This is a genomic window from Pseudomonas sp. PB120, assembly GCF_009761815.1.
Lineage (GTDB): Bacteria > Pseudomonadota > Gammaproteobacteria > Pseudomonadales > Pseudomonadaceae > Aquipseudomonas.
Genome location: NZ_RWIN01000002.1, coordinates 33897 through 55840, shown reverse-complemented (window position 1 = coordinate 55840; position 21944 = coordinate 33897). Strand labels below are relative to the sequence as shown.

The following is a 21944-nucleotide window of genomic DNA, read 5'->3' as shown; positions in this document are numbered from 1 at the left end:
GCGATGGTGTGTCAGTTGACACCAAACTAACTGAACCACCATCGCGAGCAAGCTCGCTCCTACAGAAAGCGGAAAGCGGAGAGCAGAAAGTCGGTTGGTTACAACGGCATCGTGTAGTGCAGCGAGTAACTTTCTACACCGTCGTTGCTACTGGCCATACCGGCGTTCGAATAATGCGTCGCACGAATACCGATTTCATGTCCGCCCGCAAAACGCGCACCAAAACCGAAACGGTCTTCGAACTGGAACGACTGGCCGATGTTGTTGTTTTCAAGTTCGGTATTGGAGAAAAACGCCACGCCAATCCCTGCCTCAACGTAAGGCTTGATGTTCTGACCGGCAAACTCATAAACAAACACCGGCGAGAACGAGAGGCTGTTGTTGCTGGAGGTCTTGTCACCTTCCCAGTAGGTGTAGGCACCACTCCAGTAACCGGTCAATCGACCGACGTCGCTCTGCAACCAGCTTTTGTCCCAATCGAATTGCATGCCCAACCGGTAGGTCATGGTCGAATCGCTGGTCTGACCGACCGCGAACTCCACGCCTGCTGCCTGTGCGGAAAAACTATGCCCCATCAATGCGGCCGCAATCGCGGCCAAGCAGAATAGTCGCTTCATTAGAAACATCCTTTTCCGAACAATTTTCGTGTGGTTTTTGTGTTGCTCAGCAAAACTAAAATTATAGAAGTCGACGCTTAATCAGAAGTTCACCCCAATTACCCGTGTTCCCCAAAAATTAATTTACTTGTTGAAGCTTCGCACAATGCCAGCCGTATTCCACAGGATCGGCAAGATATTTCTGAAATGTTCCGGATCGGCACTCGTCCAGAACTGCGCAGCGCGAACAGGTCCTTCGGCCAGCAATTCACGCTCGGCCAACAGCCGCTGAAGTTGCCGCGCTACAGCGGCACCGGTGTCAATCAAGCTGATGTCATCGGGGATCATCTGCTTTAGCAACGGCTTTAGGAAGGGATAATGGGTGCAGCCCAGAATTATCGTGTCGCACCCGGCGCCGAGCAGCGGTTCGACATACCGGGCCAGCAACTGGCGCAGGGCCGGGCTGTGCAAATCGCCGTTTTCAATCAACTCCACCAGGCCAGGGCACGGTTGAGTGATGACCTGAACATCGGTCGCGAATCGGTCGAGTAAGGCGGCGAACTTGGCGCTCTGCAACGTGCCGGTGGTGGCGAGCACGCCCACCACACCGCTCCGGGTCGCGGCAGCGGCCGGCTTGACCGCTGGCTCCATGCCGACGATGGGCCATGTTGGGTAGTCGCGCCGCAAGTCGGCAACGCCTGCGACCGTCGCCGTGTTGCAAGCCAGCACCAAGGCCTTGGCGCCCTGCTGCTGAAAAAATTCGGCCATCACGCTGCAGCGATGACGAATAAAGTCCGGGGCTTTCTCGCCGTAGGGAATGTTCCCGCAATCGGCGACGTACAGCAGCGACTCATTAGGCAGTAACCGCTGGATCTCGGCCAGCACCGAAAGTCCACCGACGCCGGAGTCAAACACGCCAACCGGCGCTTCACGCATGGGCCGTACCACAGACGCTGCAACCCGGATCACGCTTGACGCGCAACTCACGGAAGCGAGTGCCCAAGGCATCAATCAATAATAAGCGCCCTACCAGCGGCTCGCCGAACCCCGCCAACAGTTTCATCGCTTCCAGCGCCTGAAGACTGCCAACCAGCCCAACCAAAGGCCCGACGACGCCAGCTTCGCTGCAGGTCAGTTCGGCTTCGCTGCCGTGCCCGTATAAACAGTGGTAGCACGGGCTCTCCGGGCGACGCGGATCGAAGACCGACAATTGCCCTTCCAGGCGAATGGCCGCGCCGCTGACCAGCGGTTTTCGGGCCGCGACACACGCCGCGTTCACCGCTTCACGGGTGGAGAAATTGTCCGAGCAGTCCAGCACCAGATCCACCGCCGACACCGCAGCGGCCAGGGAATCTTCGTCCAGTGCCGCGCGATGGGCGATCAGTTGAATGTCCGGGTTGATCGCGCTCAAGCGACGGATCGCCGAGTCGACCTTGCTCACGCCGACGCTGTCGGTGTCGTGGATGATCTGGCGTTGCAGGTTGGTCAGGTCAACGGTATCGAAGTCCGCCAGGTGCAGTTCACCAACACCGGCAGCGGCCAGATAGAGCGCAACCGGAGAACCGAGGCCGCCGAGACCGACGATCAGCACACGGCTTTCCTTGAGTCGCAACTGACCGTCGATGTCGACGTGCTGCAACAAAATCTGCCGGCTGTAGCGCAACAATTCCTGATCATTCAGCACGGCAGGCGCCCCAGGCTGATACGTTCGTGACCGCCCAGATCGGTGCGGCTGTGGACTTCTTCAAACCCTTGGGTCAGGAGCAAATCGCGCACCGCTTCGGCCTGATCGTAACCGTGCTCCAGCATCAACCAGCCACCGGATTCAAGATGAGCCGGTGCCTGGGCCACGATCAATCGTAGGTCGTCGAGCCCGTCGATGCCGGCCACCAGCGCACTGGCTGGTTCGAAGCGGACGTCGCCTTCCACCAGATGCGGGTCGGCGGAAGCGATGTAGGGCGGGTTGCTGATGATCAACTGAAAGCGCTGACCGTCCAGGGCGCTGAACCAATGGCTGCTCAGTACCGTGGCGTTTTTCAGGTGCAGGCGCTGGCGATTGCGTTCGGCCAGGGCCACGGCTTCGAGCACGCGATCCACGGCAGTGACGCTCCAGGCCGGACGTTCGCTGGCCAACGCCAAGGCGATGGCGCCGCTGCCGGTGCCCAGGTCGAGGACCTTGGCGGGGGTGGCCGGCAACAATTCCAGCGCCGCTTCCACCAGCAGTTCGGTATCCGGGCGCGGGATCAAGGTGTGGGGCGCGACTTCCAGATCAAGTTTCCAGAAACCTTGCTGGCCCAGAATGTAGGCCACCGGCTCACCGCCGCGACGACGTTGCAGGTAGTCGGCAAATGTCAGCGCGGCGTCGCTCGGCACGATGCGCTCTGGCCAGGTGTGCAGAAAACTGCGGGACTTGCCCAACGCCGCCGCCAGCAGCAGTTCGGCGTCCAGACGCGCCGTCGGCGAGTCGGGCAAATCAGCGGCGCGCAACAAACTGGCAATGATCGTCATTTACTCACCTATCGCTGCCAATTGGTCGGCCTGGTACTCGGCCAGCAACGGCTCGATCACCGCATCGACACCGCCCGCGAGAATTTCGTCGAGGGAATACAGCGTCAAGTTGACCCGGTGGTCGGTGACTCGGCCCTGGGCAAAGTTGTAGGTACGGATCCGCTCGGAACGGTCACCGGAGCCCACCAGCAATTTACGCTCGCTGGCGATGGCATTGGCGGCGGCGCTGGTTTGCTGGTCGTTGAGCTTGGCCGACAGCCAGGACATCGCCCGGGCGCGGTTTTTGTGCTGGGAGCGTTCTTCCTGGCACTCGACCACGATACCGGACGGCAAGTGCGTAATGCGGATCGCCGAGTCGGTCTTGTTGACGTGCTGACCACCGGCACCGGAGGAGCGATAGGTATCGATCCGCAGGTCCGCCGGGTTGATCTCGATCGCTTCCTGCTCGTCCGGCTCGGGCAATACCGCCACGGTACAGGCCGAGGTGTGGATGCGCCCCTGGGATTCGGTGGCCGGAACCCGTTGCACGCGGTGCGCGCCGGATTCGAACTTCAGCTTGCCGTAGACGTTGTCGCCTTCGACCCGGGCGATGACTTCTTTATAGCCACCGTGCTCACCCTCGTTTTCCGAGAGAATTTCAACGCGCCAGCCACGACGCTCGGCGTAACGCGAGTACATGCGGAACAGGTCGCCGGAGAAAATCGCCGCCTCATCACCGCCGGTGCCGGCACGGATTTCGAGGAACACGTTGCGACCGTCGTTCGGGTCCTTGGGCAACAGCATGCGTTGCAGGCGGGCTTCGATTTCGATCAGTTGCTCTTTGGCTTCGCGGACTTCTTCCACGGCCATTTCGCGCATGTCCGGGTCGCTGTCCTTGAGCAGTGCCTGGGCGCCTTCGAGGTCGCTTTGCACTTTGAGCAACTGTTTATAGGCTTCGACAATCGGCTCGACTTCCGCGTATTCCTTAGAGTAGGCGCGGAATTTGTTCTGATCGGAAATGACTTCGCCGTCGCCAAGCAACGCGGTCAATTCCTCGAAACGGTCCTGGAGGATGTCCAGCTTATTGAGCAGTGACGCTTTCATTGCGGTTTTTTATCCGAAAAGCTATCCGATGAGCCCTCACCGAGGGCAAAGAGTTCCTGGGCCATGGCCAGTGCGTCGAGGCGACCTTCGGCTGAGAGCTTTTTCAACTGCACGCTCGGTGCGTGCAGGAGTTTGTTGGTCAAGCCCCGCGCCAGTTGCACCAGCACGTCTTCGGCGCTGCTGCCGTTGGCCAGCATACGCTGGGCCTTCTGCAATTCTTCGTCACGCATGCGCTCGCTTTGTTGGCGATAGGCCTTGAGCACATCCACCGCCGCCAGCTCCCGCAGGCGCACCATGAAATCTTCGGCGCCCACCGAGACCATTTCCTCTGCCGCTTGCGCCGCGCCTTGGCGGCTCTTGAGGTTTTCGGCGACCACTTCGTGGAGATCGTCGACGCTGTAGAGGTAAACGTCGTCCAACTCGCCGACTTCTGGCTCGATATCGCGCGGTACGGCGATGTCCACCATGAAAATCGGCTTGTGCTTGCGCAGCTTCAGGGCACTTTCGACGGCGCCTTTGCCGAGGATCGGCAGCTGGCTGGCGGTGGAGCTGATCACGATGTCGCTGCGCACCAGCTCTGCCGGGATGTCCGAGAGCAGCACCGCATGGGCGCCAAACTGCTCGGCCAGAATACTGGCGCGCTCCAGCGTGCGGTTGGCGACCACAATGCGTTTCACACCTAGTTCATGCAAATGGCGGGCGACCAGGGTGATGGTCTCGCCGGCGCCGATCAGCAAGGCCTGGCTGCGTTGCAAATCGCTGAAAATCTGCTTGGCCAGGCTGACCGCGGCAAATGCCACGGACACCGGGTTCTCGCCGATGGCGGTGTCGGTGCGCACTTGCTTGGCCGCATTGAACGTGGCCTGAAACAGGCGCCCGAGCAGCGGACCAATGGTGCCGGCCTCCCGGGCCACGGCGTAGCACGATTTCATCTGGCCGAGGATCTGCGGTTCGCCCAACACCAGCGAATCGAGCCCGGAGGCGACCCGCATCATGTGACGAACTGCCGCATCATCTTCGTGCACATAACTGCTCGCGCGCAGCTCATCGAGGCTCAAATGGTGATAATCGGCCAGCCAGCGCAGCACGATGTCAGCCGAAAGGTGATCCTGTTCTATATAAAGCTCGCTGCGATTGCAGGTCGAGAGGATCGCAGCTTCGCGGCTGTCGGTGAGTCGGCAGAGCTGCTGCAGGGCTTCCACCAGTTGCTCCGGGGTAAAAGCCACGCGCTCGCGGACGTCTACTGAAGCAGTCTTGTGGTTGATACCGAGTGCAAGGAAGGCCATTCAAAGTCGCTGATGGTGACGTGAAGCCGGCAATTGTCCTACTTCGACAGATTCAGAACAACTACTCGATATCTATTGATCCGGTAGGCAGCGCCCACGCTTGCAAGCGGTTCTCGTTTAGATGGGCGTACGCAACTCCTGTAGGAGCTGGCTTGCCTGCGATGAACTGACAGGCGCCGCGTTTTTTCGGTAAAAACGCGTCATCGTTCACGACCATCGCCAGCAAGCTGGCTCCTACAGAGGGCGGTGCATTCGGGAAAATGGTCGGCCGGTTATGTTTGGCCGAAGGCTTGTGTCATGATGATCCGACCGCAGGTTAGTCGTCCTCTTCCTATATGAATAGATCTTCCGCGTTGCTCCTTGCTTTTGTCTTCCTCAGCGGCTGCCAGGTCTTGGCACCCGTCTCGTCGGACGGTACGCCGCCGGCTGAAGACAGCACTCCGGCTCCTGAAAAGCCCAAGGTTTACAGCTCATTCAGTGAAGAAACCGTCTTCAGCCTGTTGAGCGCTGAACTGGCTGGCCAGCGCAATCGTTTCGACATTGCGCTGGACAACTATGTCACCCAGGCCATCAACACCCAGGACCCGGGCGTCTCCGAGCGCGCATTCCGTATCGCCGAATACCTGGGCGCCGACCAGGCCGCCCTGGACACCGCGCTGATCTGGGCGAAAAACGCTCCGGACGACCTTGAGGCGCAACGGGCCGCTGCCGTGCAACTGGCTCGCGCCGGGCGCTATGACGACTCCATGGTCTATATGGAGAAAGTCCTGCAAGGCAAGGGCGACACGCATTTCGACTTCCTCGCCCTGTCCGCGGCCGACACCGATCAGGACACGCGCAACGGCTTGATGAAAAGTTTTGATCGTTTGTTGCAGCGCCACCCGAACAACAGCCAGCTGATTTTCGGCAAGGCTCTGTTGATGCAACAGGACGGCGATGCGAAAGGCGCGCTGGCTCTGCTGGAAAGCAATCCGCCGGAAGACGGCGAAATCGCCCCGATCCTGCTGCGTGCGCGCCTGCTGCAAACGCTTAACCGTGGCGACGAAGCGCTGCCGCTGCTGCAAAAAAGCATCAAGAAATACCCGGACGACAAACGCCTGCGCCTGACTTATGCCCGCATGCTGGTTGAACAGGACCGCATGGACGACGCCAAGGCCGAGTTTTCAAGCCTGGTTCAGCAGTACCCGGACGACGACGAACTGCGTTATTCACTGGCTCTGGTCTGCCTGGAAGCCAAGGCCTGGAACGAGGCCAAGGGCTACCTGGAAGACTTGATTGCCCGGGAAAGCCACGTTGACTCGGCGCACCTCAACCTGGGCCGTATCGCTGAAGAGCGCAACGACCCGCAAGGCGCGCTGATCGAGTATGCCCAGGTCGGTCCGGGCAATGATTACCTGCCGGCACAATTGCGCCAGGCCGATATCCTGATGAACAACGGCAGGACCGTCGAAGCCCAAAGCCGCCTGGCGACGCAGCGCGACGAACAACCGGACTACGCGATTCAGCTGTACCTGATCGAAGCCGAAACGCTGTCCGCCAACAAGCAGCCCGACAAGGCCTGGAACGTCTTGCAGAAAGCGTTGCAGCAATACCCCGACGACCTGAATCTGCTTTACACCCGCGCCATGCAAGCGGAAAAACGCAATGACCTGGCGCAAATGGAAAAAGACCTGCGCCTGATCATCAAGCGCGATCCCGACAATGCCATGGCACTGAACGCCCTTGGGTACACTTTGTCGGACCGTACCACCCGTTACGCCGAAGCGAAGGCCTTGATCGAACAGGCGCATCAGCTCAATCCAGAAGACCCGGCCGTACTCGACAGCCTCGGCTGGGTGAACTACCGCCTGGGCAATCTCGATGAAGCCGAACGCCTGCTGCGCAAGGCCCTGGATCGCTTCCCCGACCAGGAAGTCGCCGCTCACCTGGGCGAAGTCCTGTGGGCCAACGGCAAACAACGCGAAGCCAGACAGATCTGGGGCAAATTCCTCAAGGAACAACCTGACAGCCCTACCCTGCGCGGCACCATCAAGCGCCTGACCGGATCAGAGACTCTTTAAGATTATGTTTTTGCGCCACATCATCGTTTTCAGTTTTATCGCCCTGCTCGCCGGTTGCGCGGGCTTCGGCGCCCGTGAATCGGTCGAGGGTCACGGTAACCCTGCCCAATGGCGCGAGCACAAACAGCAGCTGACGGGCCTTGATGGCTGGCAGATCAACGGCAAGATCGGCATTCGCGCTCCGAAAGACTCGGGGAGCGGCACCTTGTACTGGCTGCAGCGACAGGATTACTACGACATTCGCCTCTCCGGCCCCTTGGGTCGCGGCGCGGCACGCTTGACCGGTCGCCCGGGCAAAGTCTCGCTGGAGGTTGCCAACCAGGGTCGCTATGAAGCGCCCAATCCGGAAGTGCTGCTCGAAGAACAGCTCGGCTGGAAACTGCCGGTCTCCAACCTGGCCTGGTGGGTTCGCGGACTTCCGGCACCGGACAGCAAAAGCCGCCTGACCCTGGACGCCGACAGCCGCCTGGCCAACCTGGATCAGGATGGCTGGCAGGTTGAATACCTGAGTTATGCCGAGCAGAACGGCTATTGGCTGCCCGAGCGGATCAAACTGCATGGCACCGACCTTGATGTCACGCTGGTGATCAAGGAATGGCAACCTCGCAAGTTGGGGCAGTGAACATGACCGCTCCACGCTTGACGCTTCCCTCTCCAGCCAAACTCAATCTGATGCTGCACATCCTCGGTCGCCGTGAAGACGGTTATCACGAGTTGCAGACGATTTTTCAGTTTGTCGATTACGGCGATGAAATCACCTTTGCCGTGCGCGACGACGGCGTGATTCAACTGCACACCGAATTCGAAGGCGTTCCCCACGACAGCAACCTGATCGTCAAGGCTGCGAAAAAACTTCAGGAGCAATCCGGTTGTTCGCTGGGCATCGACATCTGGATCGATAAAATCCTGCCCATGGGCGGCGGTATCGGTGGCGGCAGCTCCAATGCGGCCACGACGTTGCTCGGCCTGAATCATCTCTGGCAACTGGGCTGGGATGAGGACCGGCTGGCTGTGCTGGGCCTGACGCTGGGCGCCGACGTCCCGGTTTTCGTGCGCGGCCACGCGGCTTTCGCCGAGGGCGTGGGGGAAAAACTCACCCCTGTAGACCCCGAAGAACCGTGGTATCTCGTGCTGGTGCCGCAAGTATCTGTAAGTACAGCAGAAATTTTTTCAGATCCGTTGTTGACACGTAACTCTTCTCCCATTAAAGTGCGCCCCGTTCCCAAGGGAAACAGTCGAAATGACTGCTTGCCGGTAGTAGCAAGGCGTTATCCAGAGGTACGTAACGCATTGAATTTGTTAGGTAAATTTACCGAAGCAAAACTCACCGGCACTGGAAGTTGTGTGTTTGGGGGCTTCCCAAGCAAAGCTGAAGCTGATAAAGTCTCGGCCCTTCTTACAGAGACCCTTACAGGGTTTGTAGCAAAGGGAAGCAACGTTTCGATGTTGCATCGCAAGCTGCAAAGTCTGCTCTAAAAGAACCGATTACTGGGTAATCGTTGCAACAGATACAGGGGCGTCGCCAAGCGGTAAGGCAGCAGGTTTTGATCCTGCCATGCGTTGGTTCGAATCCAGCCGCCCCTGCCATTTTCTATACTCATCCAGGTTACCCTCAGCCTCTAGGTACTGCGCGTGTCCAAGATGATGGTCTTTACGGGGAATGCTAACCCCGATCTGGCTCGGCGTGTCGTACGTCAGCTGCATATCCCTCTCGGTGACATCTCTGTCGGCAAGTTTTCCGACGGCGAAATTACAGCCGAGATCAATGAAAACGTCCGTGGTAAAGACGTCTTCATTATTCAGCCGACTTGCGCTCCGACCAACGATAACCTGATGGAACTGGTAGTGATGGCTGATGCCTTCCGCCGCTCCTCGGCTACTCGTATTACTGCTGTTATTCCTTACTTTGGTTATGCCCGTCAGGATCGCCGTCCGCGTTCCGCACGTGTGGCTATCAGCGCGAAAGTCGTTGCTGACATGCTTACCGTAGTCGGCATCGACCGTGTTCTCACGGTTGATCTGCATGCTGACCAAATCCAGGGTTTCTTCGATATTCCGGTAGATAACATCTACGGCTCCCCCGTTCTGGTGGATGACATCGAAGATCAGCGCTTCGAAAACCTGATGATCGTGTCCCCGGACATTGGCGGCGTCGTGCGTGCACGTGCTGTTGCCAAATCCCTGGGCGTGGATCTCGGGATCATCGACAAACGCCGTGAGAAAGCCAATCACTCTGAAGTGATGCATATCATCGGTGATGTCGAAGGGCGTACCTGTATTCTGGTCGATGACATGGTCGATACCGCCGGCACTCTGTGCCATGCGGCCAAGGCCCTGAAAGAGCATGGCGCTGCCAAGGTTTTCGCCTACTGCACACACCCTGTGCTGTCCGGTCGGGCGATCGAAAACATTGAAAATTCCATGCTGGACGAACTGGTGGTGACTAACACCATCCCGTTGTCCGCTGCTGCTCAAGCCTGCTCGCGTATCCGTCAACTGGATATCGCGCCGGTGGTTGCCGAGGCGGTCCGCCGCATCAGCAATGAAGAATCGATCAGCGCGATGTTCCGTTAAGGGCCCTGCCCTTCTCGACTGTCTCGTTGACGAAAAGCGCCCCGCCCCGGCATTCCTGCCGGGGCGGGGCTTTTTTGCCCATATCGCCTTTAGCGCTGGTCGCAAACGCTGGGGCGAATGTGGTTATTTTGGAGATACAACATGAACGATTTTACTCTGAATGCTGAAGTGCGTTCCGACCTGGGGAAAGGTGCGAGCCGCCGCCTGCGTCGTCTCGCAAGCCTGGTTCCAGCTGTAGTTTACGGTGGCGAAAAAGCCCCTGAATCCATCAGCATGCTGGCTAAAGAAGTTGCCAAACTGCTCGAAAACGAAGCGGCTTACAGCCACATCATCGAGCTGAACGTTGGCGGCACCAAGCAAAACGTAATCATCAAAGCTCTGCAACGTCACCCGGCCAAAGGCCACGTGATGCACGCTGACTTCGTACGCGTTGTAGCTGGCCAGAAACTGACCGCTATCGTGCCTGTACACTTTGTTGGTGAAGAAGCTCCGATCAAGAAAGGCGGCGAAGTTTCGCACGTTGTTTCGGAAATCGAAGTGACCTGCCTGCCAAAAGACCTGCCTGAATTCATCGAAGTCGATCTGGCTAACGCCGAAATCGGTTCGATCATTCACCTGTCTGACCTCAAAGCCCCTAAAGGCGTTGAGTTTGTTGCTCTGGCACACGGCGATGACAAGGCTGTTGCCAACGTCCACGCTCCACGTGTTGCTCCAGAAGCTACCGAAGAAGGCGCAGCAGAGTAATTTACTCTGTGATGCCGGAGTGACCCGGTAACATCGCGGACTGGAACGTAGCGAGAAAGCGGGCGAGAACGCGGAGTTTACATAATGGTAAATGAGCACTTGTCGTCCACTTTCGCCGCACACACCGATCGCGGCGATGTTAACCACCACTCCAAGGAAGGGCCCCTATCGTGACTGCCATCAAACTGATCGTTGGCCTGGGAAATCCAGGCGCTGAATACGAACAGACCCGGCATAACGCAGGGGCCCTTTTTGTTGAGCGCATCGCGAACGCGCAGGGTGTAAACCTTGTGGCCGATCGCAAATATTTCGGCCTGACCGGGCGCTTTTCGCATCAGGGTCAGGATGTTCGTCTGCTGATTCCCACCACGTACATGAACCGCAGCGGCCAGGCCGTCGCGGCACTTGCCGGCTTCTTTCGTATCAAGCCGGAAGAAATCCTCGTGGCGCATGACGAACTCGACCTGCCACCGGGCGTTGCCAAACTCAAACTGGGCGGCGGCCATGGCGGTCACAACGGGTTGCGCGACATCATTGCGCAACTGGGCAATCAGAATACCTTCTACCGCTTGCGGCTTGGCATTGGCCACCCGGGCGTTGCCAGTATGGTTTCAAATTTCGTCCTGGGTCGTGCGCCACGCGCCGAACAGGAAAAACTCGATGCCAGCATCGACTTTGCCCTCGGCGTGCTGCCGGATATCCTCGCCGGGGAATGGAACCGCGCGATGAAAAACCTGCACAGCCAGAAGGCCTGACTCTACTCCTCGGGGAAAACATCATGGGATTCAATTGCGGCATCGTCGGCCTGCCTAACGTCGGTAAGTCCACCCTGTTCAACGCCCTGACCAAATCCGGGATCGCGGCCGAGAACTTCCCCTTCTGCACCATCGAGCCGAACACCGGTATCGTGCCGATGCCGGATTCGCGCCTGGACGCCCTGGCGGCCATCGTCAATCCGAAGCGCATCCTGCCGACCACCATGGAATTCGTCGACATCGCAGGCCTGGTGGCCGGCGCCTCGAAAGGTGAAGGCCTGGGCAACAAGTTCCTCGCCAACATCCGCGAAACCGATGCCATCGCTCACGTGGTCCGCTGCTTCGAAGACGAGAACGTGATTCACGTCTCCAACAGCGTCGACCCGAAACGCGACATCGAGATCATCGACCTGGAACTGATCTTCGCCGACCTCGACAGCTGCGAGAAACAACTGCAGAAAGTCGCGCGCAACGCCAAGGGTGGAGATAAGGACGCCGTGGTCCAGAAGGGCCTGCTGGAGCAATTGATCGCTCACTTCACCCTCGGCAAGCCAGCGCGCAGCCTGATGAAGAACATGAGCACCGACGAAAAAGCAGTGATCAAGGGCTTCCACCTGCTGACCACCAAACCGGTCATGTACATCGCCAACGTGGCTGAAGACGGTTTCGAGAACAACCCGCACCTCGACGTTGTGAAAGCCATCGCCGAAGAAGAAGGCGCCATGGTCGTTCCGGTCTGCAACAAGATCGAAGCCGAAATCGCCGAACTGGAAGACGGTGAAGAGAAAGACATGTTCCTCGAAGCCCTGGGCCTTGAAGAACCTGGCCTGAACCGCGTAATCCGCGCTGGCTACGAAATGCTGCACCTGCAGACCTACTTCACTGCCGGTGTCGAAGAAGTCCGCGCCTGGACCGTCCGCGTCGGTGCCACCGCACCGCAAGCCGCTGGCGTGATCCACACCGACTTCGAAAAAGGCTTCATCCGCGCCGAAGTGATCGCCTACGACGACTTCATCCAGTACAAAGGCGAAGCCGGCACCAAAGAAGCCGGAAAATGGCGTCTGGAAGGCAAGGATTACATCGTCAAAGACGGCGACGTGATGCACTTCCGCTTCAACGTTTAATGGGCTCCGTGGATTTCCACGGAACGCCATAGACGCAAAAAACCCCCGGATCACTGGCTGATCCGGGGGTTTTTGCGTTTTGTGGTTAACGGCTTAAAAAGGGCGGCTGCCGGCCAGGCTGATACGCTTCATGCGCCGGGTCTGGTTGGACGGGAATGCGTTGCGCGCGTGCAAAGTGGCCTGGTTGTCCCAGTACACGATGTCGCCCACCTGCCACCGATGGGTATACGAGAAGCTCGGGTTCTGCAGGTGTTCGCGCAGGCGAGCGATCAGTGCTGCGCCGCGTACCGGGTCATACCCCGGGATTTCCACCTCGGTCCGCACGCTGAGGTAGAGCAGGCGTTCGCCCGTCTCTGGGTGAACACGTACCAGCGGGTGCTCCGTGCCCTGGATGGGTTCGATATCCGGTGTGCGGTAGCCGTGGAAAGGACCGTTGTAGCCACCGTTTTTAATCCGCACGAAGGGGTTGTAGTTGATCAGCTTCAAGTCGTCGATTTCGTTTTTGGTTTCGCTGTCCAGCGCACTGTAGGCAAGGGTCAGGTTGGTCCAGATCGTTTCGCCCCCCTCCTCTGGCACCTCCTGGGCATACAGCAGAGAGCCGGCGGACGGGGTTGGTGTCCACTGGTGGTCGGTGTGTGCTGGCAAGGCAATGTTGCTCAACTCGCCATCTTCGGTATTGGCCACTTTGACGATGTCCGGCGCTTTGCCGTCCTTCCCTGAAGACAATACGGCGAAGTCCGGATGTGGCTGAAATACCGAACCGAACCAGGAGGTAAAGCGCACAAACTGGGCATCTTCAAGGCTCTGGTTTTTGAACACCAGGATATGGTGATCGCGCAGGGCCTGTTTGAGCGCAAGGATCTGCTCAGCGCTCAAATCTTGACGGCCATCCAGCCCATGGACTTCCGCCCCCAGTGGCGCGGTCAGTGGAACTATACGAAAGCCTGCATCGGTTTCGGCCTGACGGAGTGCGCTGACGTTATTGCTCATGCGATTTTTCCTCAAGTTACGTATTGGAGTTCCGCCCGGGCCCTGCCTGGCGGTGGACTGGAGTTGCATCAGGAGCGCGACCGACCCGTTAGAAGTCGTAGCGCAGGGAAACGCCTGCCGTGCGCGGCTGCCCGACCGAAGCGGTGTACGCTCCGTTGATGTAGGCAAAGGCACTCAGGTAGTAATCGGTGTCGGTGGCGTTTTTGACCCACACCGAGGCGTCCAGCTGGCCTTGGCCGACGTCGGTACGCACGCCGGCCGCGAGGTTGACCAGGCCGTAGCCGTCGATCTTCGCCAGGTCAGAGTTGTCCAGCGTTCCCTCGGCGGCGGAGCGGTAGGAGTAACCCGCGTCGATGTAAGGCTTGATGCCGTTGTTGAGCTGCCAGGCGTACTCGCCGTACAGGTTGCCGATCCATTTCGAAGCGCCCACCACGTCTTCGCCGGTGAGGTCGCACGTAGCGCTTGGGGTGACCGTGCTGACCTCGCTTGGGCATGGCGCATTCTTGAAGCTCAGGTATTTCACATCGTTGTACGAGCCGTTGAAGTTGAGGGTCAGGCCGCGAGCCACCAGGGCCGTGGCTTCAAACTCCAGACCGCGAGAGCGCACGCTGCCGGCGTTGGCCAGTAGCGACACCGGCAAGGCGGAACCCGCTGGCGTGGCCAGCGTGGTGGCCTGATAGCCGTGGATGCCAGTCCAGAACACGTTGGCGTTCAACTGCAAACGGTTGTTCAGCAACGTACTCTTGAAGCCCAGCTCGGCATCGTTGGCGCGCTCCGGGCCCACCAACAGTGAATCGGCACCCAGGGTCGGCGCACTGGCCACCGCCAGGTTGACGCCACCGGATTTCTCGCCATGGGAGAGCGAGGCGTAGCCCAGGACCTGATCCGTAAACTTGTAGCTCAGGCTCAACAAGCCAGATGGCGCGGCGTTGTGCAGGCTGAGGTCACCGGTGTCATAGGCGCCCAGTTGAGCCCTGCGAGCCGCCAGTAACCCGCCCGAAAGCGCAGCACCACCCACCGGGTCGAAGCGTTCAACCTTGGCCTCTTTCTCCTCGTAAGTGCCGCGCACCCCGACCGTGAAATCGAGCTTGTCCGTCAGGTGCCAGGTCCCTTGGCTGAACAGCGCGAAGCTATCGGTTTCAACCTTGCCATTGGCCTTGCTGTACGTGTTGTTGAAAATGCCGGTGTTGGCACCGGTGAGAAACAGGTCCGCCTTCGGGCCGTAGTCGGTGAAGGTCCTGTTGCCCAGGTTCTGGTTGAAGAAATAAGCACCCAGCACATAGTCGAAGGCACCACCGGTAGGCGAAGCCAGGCGAATTTCCTGCGAGAACTGGCGGTCGTGCACTTCCACACCGGTGTTGTTCAGTGCCGAAACGTCCAGAGTTTCGTCGTTGGCCGGCGTGAAGTGCCAGTAGCGATACGCACTGATGGAGGTCAGCGTGAAGCCGCCATTGAGTTTCCAGTTGGCCTCTGCCGAAGTGCCGTTCTGGTGAACGCTGACGTTCTGCCGGCTATTGATGTTGACCTTCTTGTCGTCCGGATCGCGATGCGGCGAAGCGCCGACCAGCGCTGCACGTTGCCAGTAGCGGTCCGGCGCGCCGTACACCACCATGGTGCCCATGCTGGAGTTCTCTTCGTTGTAATCACCAATCAGGCGCAGGTTGAAGTCTTCATTCGGCTCGAACAACAACTGGCCACGCGCACCCTCGCGTTCGCCGCCATTTAGTTCATCGCCGTTGAAGGTATTTTTGATATAGCCATCGTCACGCGAACGGTAAGCCGAAAGGCGCCCGGCGAGCGTATCGGTCAAGCCACCGGAGACAGTGCCCTTCCCCTGGAAATAGCCGTCCTCACCGCCCGATACTTCCAGGCTGCGCTCGTTGGTAAAGGTCGGTTTGCGCGTACTGATGTTGAGCACGCCTGCCGTGGTGTTCTTGCCGAACAAGGTGCCTTGCGGACCGCGCAACAACTCCAACTGTTCGATGTCGAGCAAGTCGAATACGGCCATCCCCGGACGCCCCAGGTAGACGTTATCCAGATAGACCCCGGCGCTGCCCTCCAGGCCATCACTGGCCGGATTGTTGCCGATACCTCGCACGGCGATACTCGATTGCCGCGGATGGATAAACGCGACGTTGACGCTCGGCAACACCTGCTGCAGGTCCTGCACTTTGTAGATTTTTTGCTGTTCCAGAGTGGCACCGCTGAGGGTCGTGATCGGCGTCGGCACGTCCTGCGCATCTTCCTCGCGGCGACGCGCGGTGACGGTGACTTTTTCCAGCGCCACCTCCCCTTCAGCGGCAGTTTTGGCTTGCTCATCAGCCAACAGCGGCTCAGCACTCACCAGGCCACCCAGGGCCAGCGTCAGCGTCAGCATGCATTCGGGGGCTGCCAATCGCTGCAGGGCCGAAGGTCGTGGTGTTGCGGGCGACAGGCGCGTTCGAGTGCTCATATCAAGTTCCTTAAAGGCATACCCCGGCCCAAATCGCAGGCAACAGGGGGGCGCATCACGTAAAACGTGATGGGCTGGAATTCATTCGGTTTGACGGTGGCGGAACAGGTTTCCGCCTTGCGGGCTGTTACAGAGAGCGACGCATGGAGTGGCCCGACATGGCGCGTGATGGCTGACGACAGACTTGATTCATGCGGGTTTCTCCCCTTTGCAAAACGGTCATAACTATATTTTGTTTAGCTATATTAATTTTGTTTTTTAGCTTAATGACGAATAAGTGTTTGCACTTTAAAACGACTCTCGGAGGCACAGCAAATGCCTTCTTGTCATATTTTGAATGCGGGGAACGCATCAGGGATCTGCGCCAAATTTGCTGGTTCGGTGCCCTTCTCGAGCACCGAAATTTTATAAACGCAGCACGGCGCTTGGGCTGAAAAATTCAATCAGGCTGAAACGGCGACTCGCTCAAAATCACCCCGGTCTCATCCACATACCGCTGCCAGTGTTCGATCAATGCGCCCAGCTTCTCCGGCTCGCTCAGCGCCAGATCATGAATCTCTCCCGGGTCATTCCCCAGGTCGTAAAGCTGCCAGGTCGCCGGCCCTACCGGCCCGGGGATGTAAACCGCCTTCCACTGCCCCTGCCGAATCGCCCGGCGCCCGAATAACTCCCAGCCAGTGACCGTGTGCTCGTCATGCACCTGGGCCGTCTCGCCCGACAGAAACCCTAACCATGATTTCCCGCGAAGGGGCGCCACTTGCCGGCCTCGCCATTGCTTGCCCGGATGCCGCACGCCGGCGAGGTCGAGAATGGTCGGCGTGATGTCCATCACCGTGCCAAAGCCGTGGCTGATCTGCCCCTTGAGCGGTAGCTGCGGGTAATGCACCAGCGCCGGCACGCGAATCCCGCCTTCGGTGGTGAAGGCCTTGAACAGTCGTGAGGGGGCGGTCGCGGTCTGTGCCCAATTCGGGCCGTACCAGACGTATGAGTTGGCCCGGCCAATGTTGTCCAGGCTGTTGTCGTAATGCTGATTCAAATAGGTCATCAGCTCGGGGCCGAACTTCGGAAACGCCTCCAGCAGCGCGCCTTCCGCACCGTTATCCGACATGAACAGGATGAACGTATTGTCCAATTGCCCCTGATTGCGCAGGTAATCGACGACACGCCCGATGTTCCAGTCCATGCGCTCGACCATCGCCGCGTAGACCTCCATGGCCCGCGCGGAGATCTGCCGCTGCTCATCGCTCAACGCATCCCATTGCGCGCTCAGCTGGATCAGCGGATGGGGTTCCACGTCGGCATCGATCAGCCCCAAAGCCTTGAGTTTTTCCAGGCGCTCAAGTCGCAGCACCTCAGGGCCTGCGTCATAACGACCACGGTATTTCTCGACCACGTCTTCAGGCGCCTGGAGCGGCCAGTGCGGCGCGGAGAACGGAAGGTACGCGAAGAACGGCCGGGTCTGATCGCGCTCCTTGAGGTACTGCAGCAGCTTGTCGCCAAAGGCGTCGGAGGAATAGAAGTCCTTCGGCAACTCGTCGATGAACTGGTCGTCCTCGATGTACAACGCCGGAGTGGATTTGAGCAGGCCGGGCGTTTGTTCGTCATAGGTCGGCTCGAACCCATAGTGGTTCGCCGCACCGGGCAGCAGCGAAAACGAGCGCTCGAAACCCCGGGCATGTGGCGCCAGTTCTGCCGTCAGGCCCAGGTGCCATTTGCCGCTCATGAATGTCTGGTAACCAGCCTCGTGCAACAGCTCGGGCAACGCCACCACCCGGTCGTTCAGGTAGCCTTCGTAGCCAGGTTTGCCGATCAGGTCGGGGGTCAATGCTTCGGCCATGGTGCCGATGCCGGCGATGTGGTGGTCGGTGCCGGTCAGCAGCATCGAGCGGGTCGGCGAGCAGGTCGGTGCCGTGTGGAAGTCGGTCAGGCGCAGGCCATGGTTGGCCAGGGCGTCGAGGTTCGGCGTGGCGATCTCGCCACCAAAGGCACCGATATCGGAAAAGCCCAGGTCATCGGCCAGGATCACTAGAAAGTTGGGACGTTGCGGCATCGAAAATCTCCTGTTCAGCAGGCAATGAAGGACAGTGGCAAGTCACGGACCTGCACCGCAACGGGCGGTTGGTAGTGGTCGTCACTGGTGAGTTCGTGAAGCAGTTCTTCGCGCAGTCGATGGAAGTCGAAACTGCTGCGCTGGCGCGGATGAGGCAGGGCGATGTCCACCACTTGCTTGATCCTTCCGGGGCGCGGTTCCATGACCACCACGCGGTCAGCGAGGAAGATCGCTTCCTCGACATCGTGGGTCACCAGGATCGTGGTGATTTTGGCTCGCGCGCGAATCGCCAGCAGTTCGTCCTGCATCTGCTGGCGGGTCAGGGCATCGAGGGCGCCGAAGGGTTCGTCCAGAAGCAAAATGCGCGGGCTCGCCACCAGGCCCCGAGCGATGGCAACGCGCTGAGCCATGCCGCCGGAGAGCTGGTGCGGATAGGCTCGAGTGAATTCACTCAGGCCCACCAATTCAATGAAATCACTGATGCGTTTTTGTTTTTGTTCAGCGCTTAACGCTTCGTTGACCAGGCCCAAACCGATATTGTCGGCCACCGTCAGCCACGGAAATAAACGGTGTTCCTGAAACACAATGCCGCGCTCACCGCCGATGCCCACGACGGCTTTGCCATCCACGCAGATCTGCCCGCGAAACTGCGTATCGAGGCCGACCAACAGCCGTAGCAGCGTGGATTTGCCGCAACCGCTGGAGCCGACAATGGCGACGAATTCACCCTCGGCGATCTCCAGGTTGAATTCGCGGATGGCCTCCAGTTCAACGCCGTCGACGTCGAAGGATTTGCCCACCTGTTTGAAACTGACAATCGGTGCGTTCATGCGTGTCTCCAGCGGGTAACGCGGATTTCGAGGCGTTGGCCAATGAGGTTGAACAGCGCGCCGGTCAAGCCGACCAGCACCATGCCGGCCATGATCAAGTCCATGCGCAGCAGTTGCTGGGCGCCGATCATCTGGCTGCCGATGCCGCCGTTGGACGGCATGAAATACTCGGCGCCAATCGTGCCGAGCCAGGCGTAGATCAGGCTCAGTCGCAGGCCGGCGAATATGCCCGGCGCAGCGCCCGGTATGACCAGCCGACGCAGCCGTTGCACCAGGCTCAGGCGCAAGACTTGAGCGGCTTCATTGAGCAGTGGCGAGAGATTGGCGACGCTGCGCTGCGTGGCGATGAACAGTGGAAAAAATGCGGCGAGCCCGACGAACACCCACTTGGCCAATTCCCCCAAACCAAACCACGCGGTGAGCAGCGGCACCCACGCGAAGATCGCAATCTGGCGGAAGGCGGACAGGGTCGGGCCCAACACCCGTTCACTGGTGCGCGACAATCCCAGCAACAGCCCCAACGCCAATCCCAGGCTGCCCCCCAACAGCAAGCCGCCCAGCGCACGCCCCAGACTCAGGGCCATGCCGCTGCTCAACGTGCCATCGAGCAGACCGCTCCAGATGGCTTTGACGACCGCCCACGGGCTGACCAGAATATTGGCGTCGACCCAATGCTGATCAACCGCCCATTGCCACACCGCCAGCAGCACCAGTGGCAGCAGCCATGGCTGCAGGCGTTGCCAGCCTTGATAGCGTGGAGCGCGGCGGATTTCGGCGGTGGCCGGATGCGGCCAGTGCACCAGTTTTTTATCCAGCCAGCCGATGCCGCGATCCATCACCACGCCCGTCACGCCGATCACGACAATGCAGACGAAGACGATGTCGAGCATGAACAGCTGCCGTGCCCAGACCATCAGGTAACCGATGCCTTCGCTGGAGGCCAGCAGTTCGACGGCCAGCAAAGACATCCAGCCGGCGGACAACGCCAGCCGCACACCCGCCATAAACGCGGGCAGTGCAGCGGGCAGGACCAGACGCCGAATCAACAGTCGTGGCGGCAGGCGCAAGACCGCGGCGGCCTCCCGCAACTTGGGTTGTGCGTCACGCACGCCGACCAGCGTGTGCAGCGTCACCGGCACCACGATGGCCTTGATCAGCACCACCAGCTTGAGCATTTCGCCGATGCCAAAAAACACCATTAACAACGGAATCCACGCCAGGGTCGGGACTTGCGCCAACCCGGCGAATGTCGGGAACACCAGGCGCTCCAGACGCCGACTGAAACCCAGCCCCGCGCCCAGAACGGCACCGACGCTGATCCCGGCGAGCAAGCCCCAGAACAAGCGTTTCAGACTGATCCACAGGTGGCTCCCCAACTCACCCTGCGCCAATTCGACCGCGCTGCTCCAGACCAGCGAAGGCGCCGGCAGGATCTGCTCGCTCATCCAATGATTGCGGCTCGCCAGCCACCAAAGGACAAACAGGCTGAACGGTAACAGCCACGGCAGCAATCGCTGGCCAAGGTTGGGCCAGCGCCGCTTTTTTTTCAGCGACGGGGCCGCAAGCGGCAGGGTGAGTAGGGAAACACGGGCCATGGATAACCTCCGCTGGCTGATATGCAAATTCAATCTATAAAAACTTAATTAAGTTCTATTTAGAGATAAGAATCGCCATTTAGGGCCCACCGCCCCCCTGTTTCCAATGCATTCCACGAATATTTTCGATGCGGCTTAGGCATACGCGGCTGAGACGCCCGTAGTGACTCGCTTAGAACCAGAAGACATATAAATGTGAACTTATAGTATTTAATGACTGGACCGCACTCAGCCTACTTTCCGCTCCTCAACGCCCGTCGCCATCAGGAGCTGCCCCCATGAGTCTTCCTTTCAAACGTGTCATCAGCCTGTTCGCCGCACCGGCCCTGGCGGGGTTACTGGCATTCACCGCCAACGCCGCCGAGCTGAAGGAAATCCGTATCGCGGTGCCCGACGTCAGCCTCGGGACTCAACACAGTGGCGGCGGCGTCGTGGACGTGTTGCGCACTCAAGAGATCTTCGAAAAGGCCTTCGCCGATCAAGGCATCACGATTCAATGGAATTTCTTCAAGGGCGCCGGCCCCGTGATCAACGAGGCGTTCGCCAACGGTCAGGTCGATCTCGCCTACCTGGGCGATCTGGCGGCGATCATCGGCAAGTCGAACGGCCTGGACACACGACTGCTCAGCGCCACCGCCCGTGGATTCAAGCTGTACCTGGGCGTGTTGCCGGGCTCGGGGATCAAAACCCTGCACGACCTCAAAGGCAAAAACGTGGCGATCTTCCGCGGTACCGCCATCCAGTTGTCTTTCGATGCCGCATTGGCCAGCCAGGGCTTGAGCGAGAAAGACGTGAAGGTCATTAACCTGGACATGAACTCTGCCGTTGCAGCACTGGCGGCGAAGCAGATCGATGCGACCTGGGGCCTCGCCGGTCTGTCGGTGTTGCAGGCCAAGGGCTTAGCCGAGATTCCGCTCACCACCAAGGATCTCGGTGGTGCGGGCAGTGTCCAGAGCGTGTTGGTCGGGGCTGGAAAGTTTGTCGACGAGCACCCGGAGGTGGTGGCGAAACTGCTTAAGGCGCAGCAGCAGGCGGTGGATTGGCTGACTCAGGACAGCAACAAGGAGGCCTACATTCAATTGGCGTCGCAGCTGGGGAGTTCACCCGTGGGAATTCTCACGCAGGACTTGAATGACCAGAAGTTAAGCGAGCTGTTCCCTTCGACGCTGGACCCGGTATTCCTTGGCAAATTGCAGGATTCGGTGGATCTGGCTTCGCAGCAGAAACTGATCCGCAAGCCGTTCAAGGTCAGTGAATGGGTGGCGCCGCCGCTGGCCGCAGCCAAGCTCTGAGCAAA

General features: G+C 59.4%; 19 protein-coding genes and 1 tRNA gene. 9 read left to right on the top strand and 11 right to left on the bottom strand.

The genetic code is table 11. The features are described from left to right. Nucleotides 1–98: 98 nt before the first annotated feature. The 6 genes from EJA72_RS00450 to hemA form a co-directional block, all read right to left on the bottom strand. Nucleotides 99–617, bottom strand: a complete 519-nt coding sequence (locus EJA72_RS00450; RefSeq protein WP_157709591.1) for an acyloxyacyl hydrolase — start codon at nucleotides 615–617, stop codon at nucleotides 99–101. A gap of 123 nt (nucleotides 618–740) precedes the next feature. Then, nucleotides 741–1532, bottom strand: coding sequence for a glutamate racemase (murI, locus tag EJA72_RS00445; RefSeq protein WP_157709590.1), 792 nt, complete (start codon nucleotides 1530–1532; stop codon nucleotides 741–743). Beyond that, nucleotides 1525–2280: a molybdopterin-synthase adenylyltransferase MoeB gene (locus tag EJA72_RS00440; protein ID WP_178128949.1), complete on the bottom strand. Its 756-nt coding sequence runs from the start codon at nucleotides 2278–2280 to the stop codon at nucleotides 1525–1527. The genes murI and EJA72_RS00440 overlap by 8 nt, the downstream gene beginning before the upstream one ends. Further along, on the bottom strand, nucleotides 2274–3104 hold the full coding sequence (gene prmC, locus EJA72_RS00435) for a peptide chain release factor N(5)-glutamine methyltransferase (protein WP_157709589.1): 831 nt from the start codon (nucleotides 3102–3104) through the stop codon (nucleotides 2274–2276). The genes EJA72_RS00440 and prmC overlap by 7 nt, the downstream gene beginning before the upstream one ends. Beyond that, nucleotides 3105–4187, bottom strand: coding sequence for a peptide chain release factor 1 (gene prfA, locus EJA72_RS00430; RefSeq protein ID WP_157709588.1), 1083 nt, complete (start codon nucleotides 4185–4187; stop codon nucleotides 3105–3107). Next, nucleotides 4184–5473, bottom strand: coding sequence for a glutamyl-tRNA reductase (gene hemA, locus EJA72_RS00425; RefSeq protein WP_157709587.1), 1290 nt, complete (start codon nucleotides 5471–5473; stop codon nucleotides 4184–4186). The genes prfA and hemA overlap by 4 nt, the downstream gene beginning before the upstream one ends. Nucleotides 5474–5808: 335 nt before the next feature. Between hemA and EJA72_RS00420 the strand changes: the two genes are divergently transcribed. The 8 genes from EJA72_RS00420 (at nucleotide 5809) to ychF (ending at nucleotide 12730) form a co-directional block, all read left to right on the top strand. Beyond that, the gene (locus EJA72_RS00420; RefSeq protein ID WP_157709586.1) at nucleotides 5809–7533 is read left to right on the top strand and encodes a tetratricopeptide repeat protein; all 1725 of its coding nucleotides are present in this window, start codon (nucleotides 5809–5811) and stop codon (nucleotides 7531–7533) included. Nucleotides 7534–7537: 4 nt separating this feature from the next. Further along, complete coding sequence (gene lolB / locus EJA72_RS00415) at nucleotides 7538–8155, top strand: lipoprotein insertase outer membrane protein LolB (protein WP_157709585.1); 618 nt, start codon at nucleotides 7538–7540, stop codon at nucleotides 8153–8155. A gap of 2 nt (nucleotides 8156–8157) precedes the next feature. Continuing rightward, nucleotides 8158–9009, top strand: a complete 852-nt coding sequence (gene ispE / locus EJA72_RS00410) for a 4-(cytidine 5'-diphospho)-2-C-methyl-D-erythritol kinase (RefSeq protein ID WP_157709584.1) — start codon at nucleotides 8158–8160, stop codon at nucleotides 9007–9009. Between the two features lie 36 nt (nucleotides 9010–9045). Beyond that, nucleotides 9046–9120: transfer RNA gene (locus tag EJA72_RS00405), tRNA-Gln, on the top strand. A 45-nt stretch (nucleotides 9121–9165) separates the two neighbouring features. Continuing rightward, a complete protein-coding gene (locus tag EJA72_RS00400; RefSeq protein ID WP_003208392.1) occupies nucleotides 9166–10107 on the top strand; it encodes a ribose-phosphate pyrophosphokinase in 942 nt (313 codons plus the stop codon). A 141-nt stretch (nucleotides 10108–10248) separates the two neighbouring features. Next, a complete protein-coding gene (locus EJA72_RS00395; protein WP_150713983.1) occupies nucleotides 10249–10851 on the top strand; it encodes a 50S ribosomal protein L25/general stress protein Ctc in 603 nt (200 codons plus the stop codon). Between the two features lie 170 nt (nucleotides 10852–11021). Continuing rightward, on the top strand, nucleotides 11022–11606 hold the full coding sequence (gene pth / locus EJA72_RS00390; RefSeq protein ID WP_178128948.1) for an aminoacyl-tRNA hydrolase: 585 nt from the start codon (nucleotides 11022–11024) through the stop codon (nucleotides 11604–11606). Nucleotides 11607–11629: 23 nt separating this feature from the next. After that, entirely contained in the window at nucleotides 11630–12730 is a 1101-nt protein-coding gene (ychF, locus tag EJA72_RS00385) for a redox-regulated ATPase YchF (protein WP_157709583.1), read from the top strand. A 93-nt stretch (nucleotides 12731–12823) separates the two neighbouring features. Here the strand turns inward: ychF and EJA72_RS00380 are convergent, their stop codons facing one another. From EJA72_RS00380 to EJA72_RS00360, 5 genes are all read right to left on the bottom strand, one after another. Further along, nucleotides 12824–13720 carry a TauD/TfdA family dioxygenase gene (locus tag EJA72_RS00380; protein ID WP_157709582.1) on the bottom strand — a complete coding sequence of 299 codons (897 nt, stop codon included), beginning with the start codon at nucleotides 13718–13720 and terminating at the stop codon, nucleotides 12824–12826. Between the two features lie 88 nt (nucleotides 13721–13808). Continuing rightward, nucleotides 13809–16097 (bottom strand): TonB-dependent receptor, encoded by a 2289-nt coding sequence (locus EJA72_RS00375; RefSeq protein WP_372240658.1) that lies wholly within the window; start codon nucleotides 16095–16097, stop codon nucleotides 13809–13811. 514 nt (nucleotides 16098–16611) lie between these two features. Beyond that, nucleotides 16612–18222 (bottom strand): arylsulfatase, encoded by a 1611-nt coding sequence (locus tag EJA72_RS00370; protein ID WP_157709580.1) that lies wholly within the window; start codon nucleotides 18220–18222, stop codon nucleotides 16612–16614. A 14-nt stretch (nucleotides 18223–18236) separates the two neighbouring features. Beyond that, complete coding sequence (locus EJA72_RS00365; RefSeq protein ID WP_157709579.1) at nucleotides 18237–19052, bottom strand: ABC transporter ATP-binding protein; 816 nt, start codon at nucleotides 19050–19052, stop codon at nucleotides 18237–18239. Next, nucleotides 19049–20647 carry an ABC transporter permease gene (locus EJA72_RS00360; RefSeq protein WP_157709578.1) on the bottom strand — a complete coding sequence of 533 codons (1599 nt, stop codon included), beginning with the start codon at nucleotides 20645–20647 and terminating at the stop codon, nucleotides 19049–19051. The genes EJA72_RS00365 and EJA72_RS00360 overlap by 4 nt, the downstream gene beginning before the upstream one ends. A gap of 278 nt (nucleotides 20648–20925) precedes the next feature. Here EJA72_RS00360 and EJA72_RS00355 point away from each other — a divergent pair, with 278 nt between their 5' ends. Further along, nucleotides 20926–21939: an ABC transporter substrate-binding protein gene (locus EJA72_RS00355; protein ID WP_157709577.1), complete on the top strand. Its 1014-nt coding sequence runs from the start codon at nucleotides 20926–20928 to the stop codon at nucleotides 21937–21939. The last annotated feature ends 5 nt before the right edge of the window (nucleotides 21940–21944 follow it).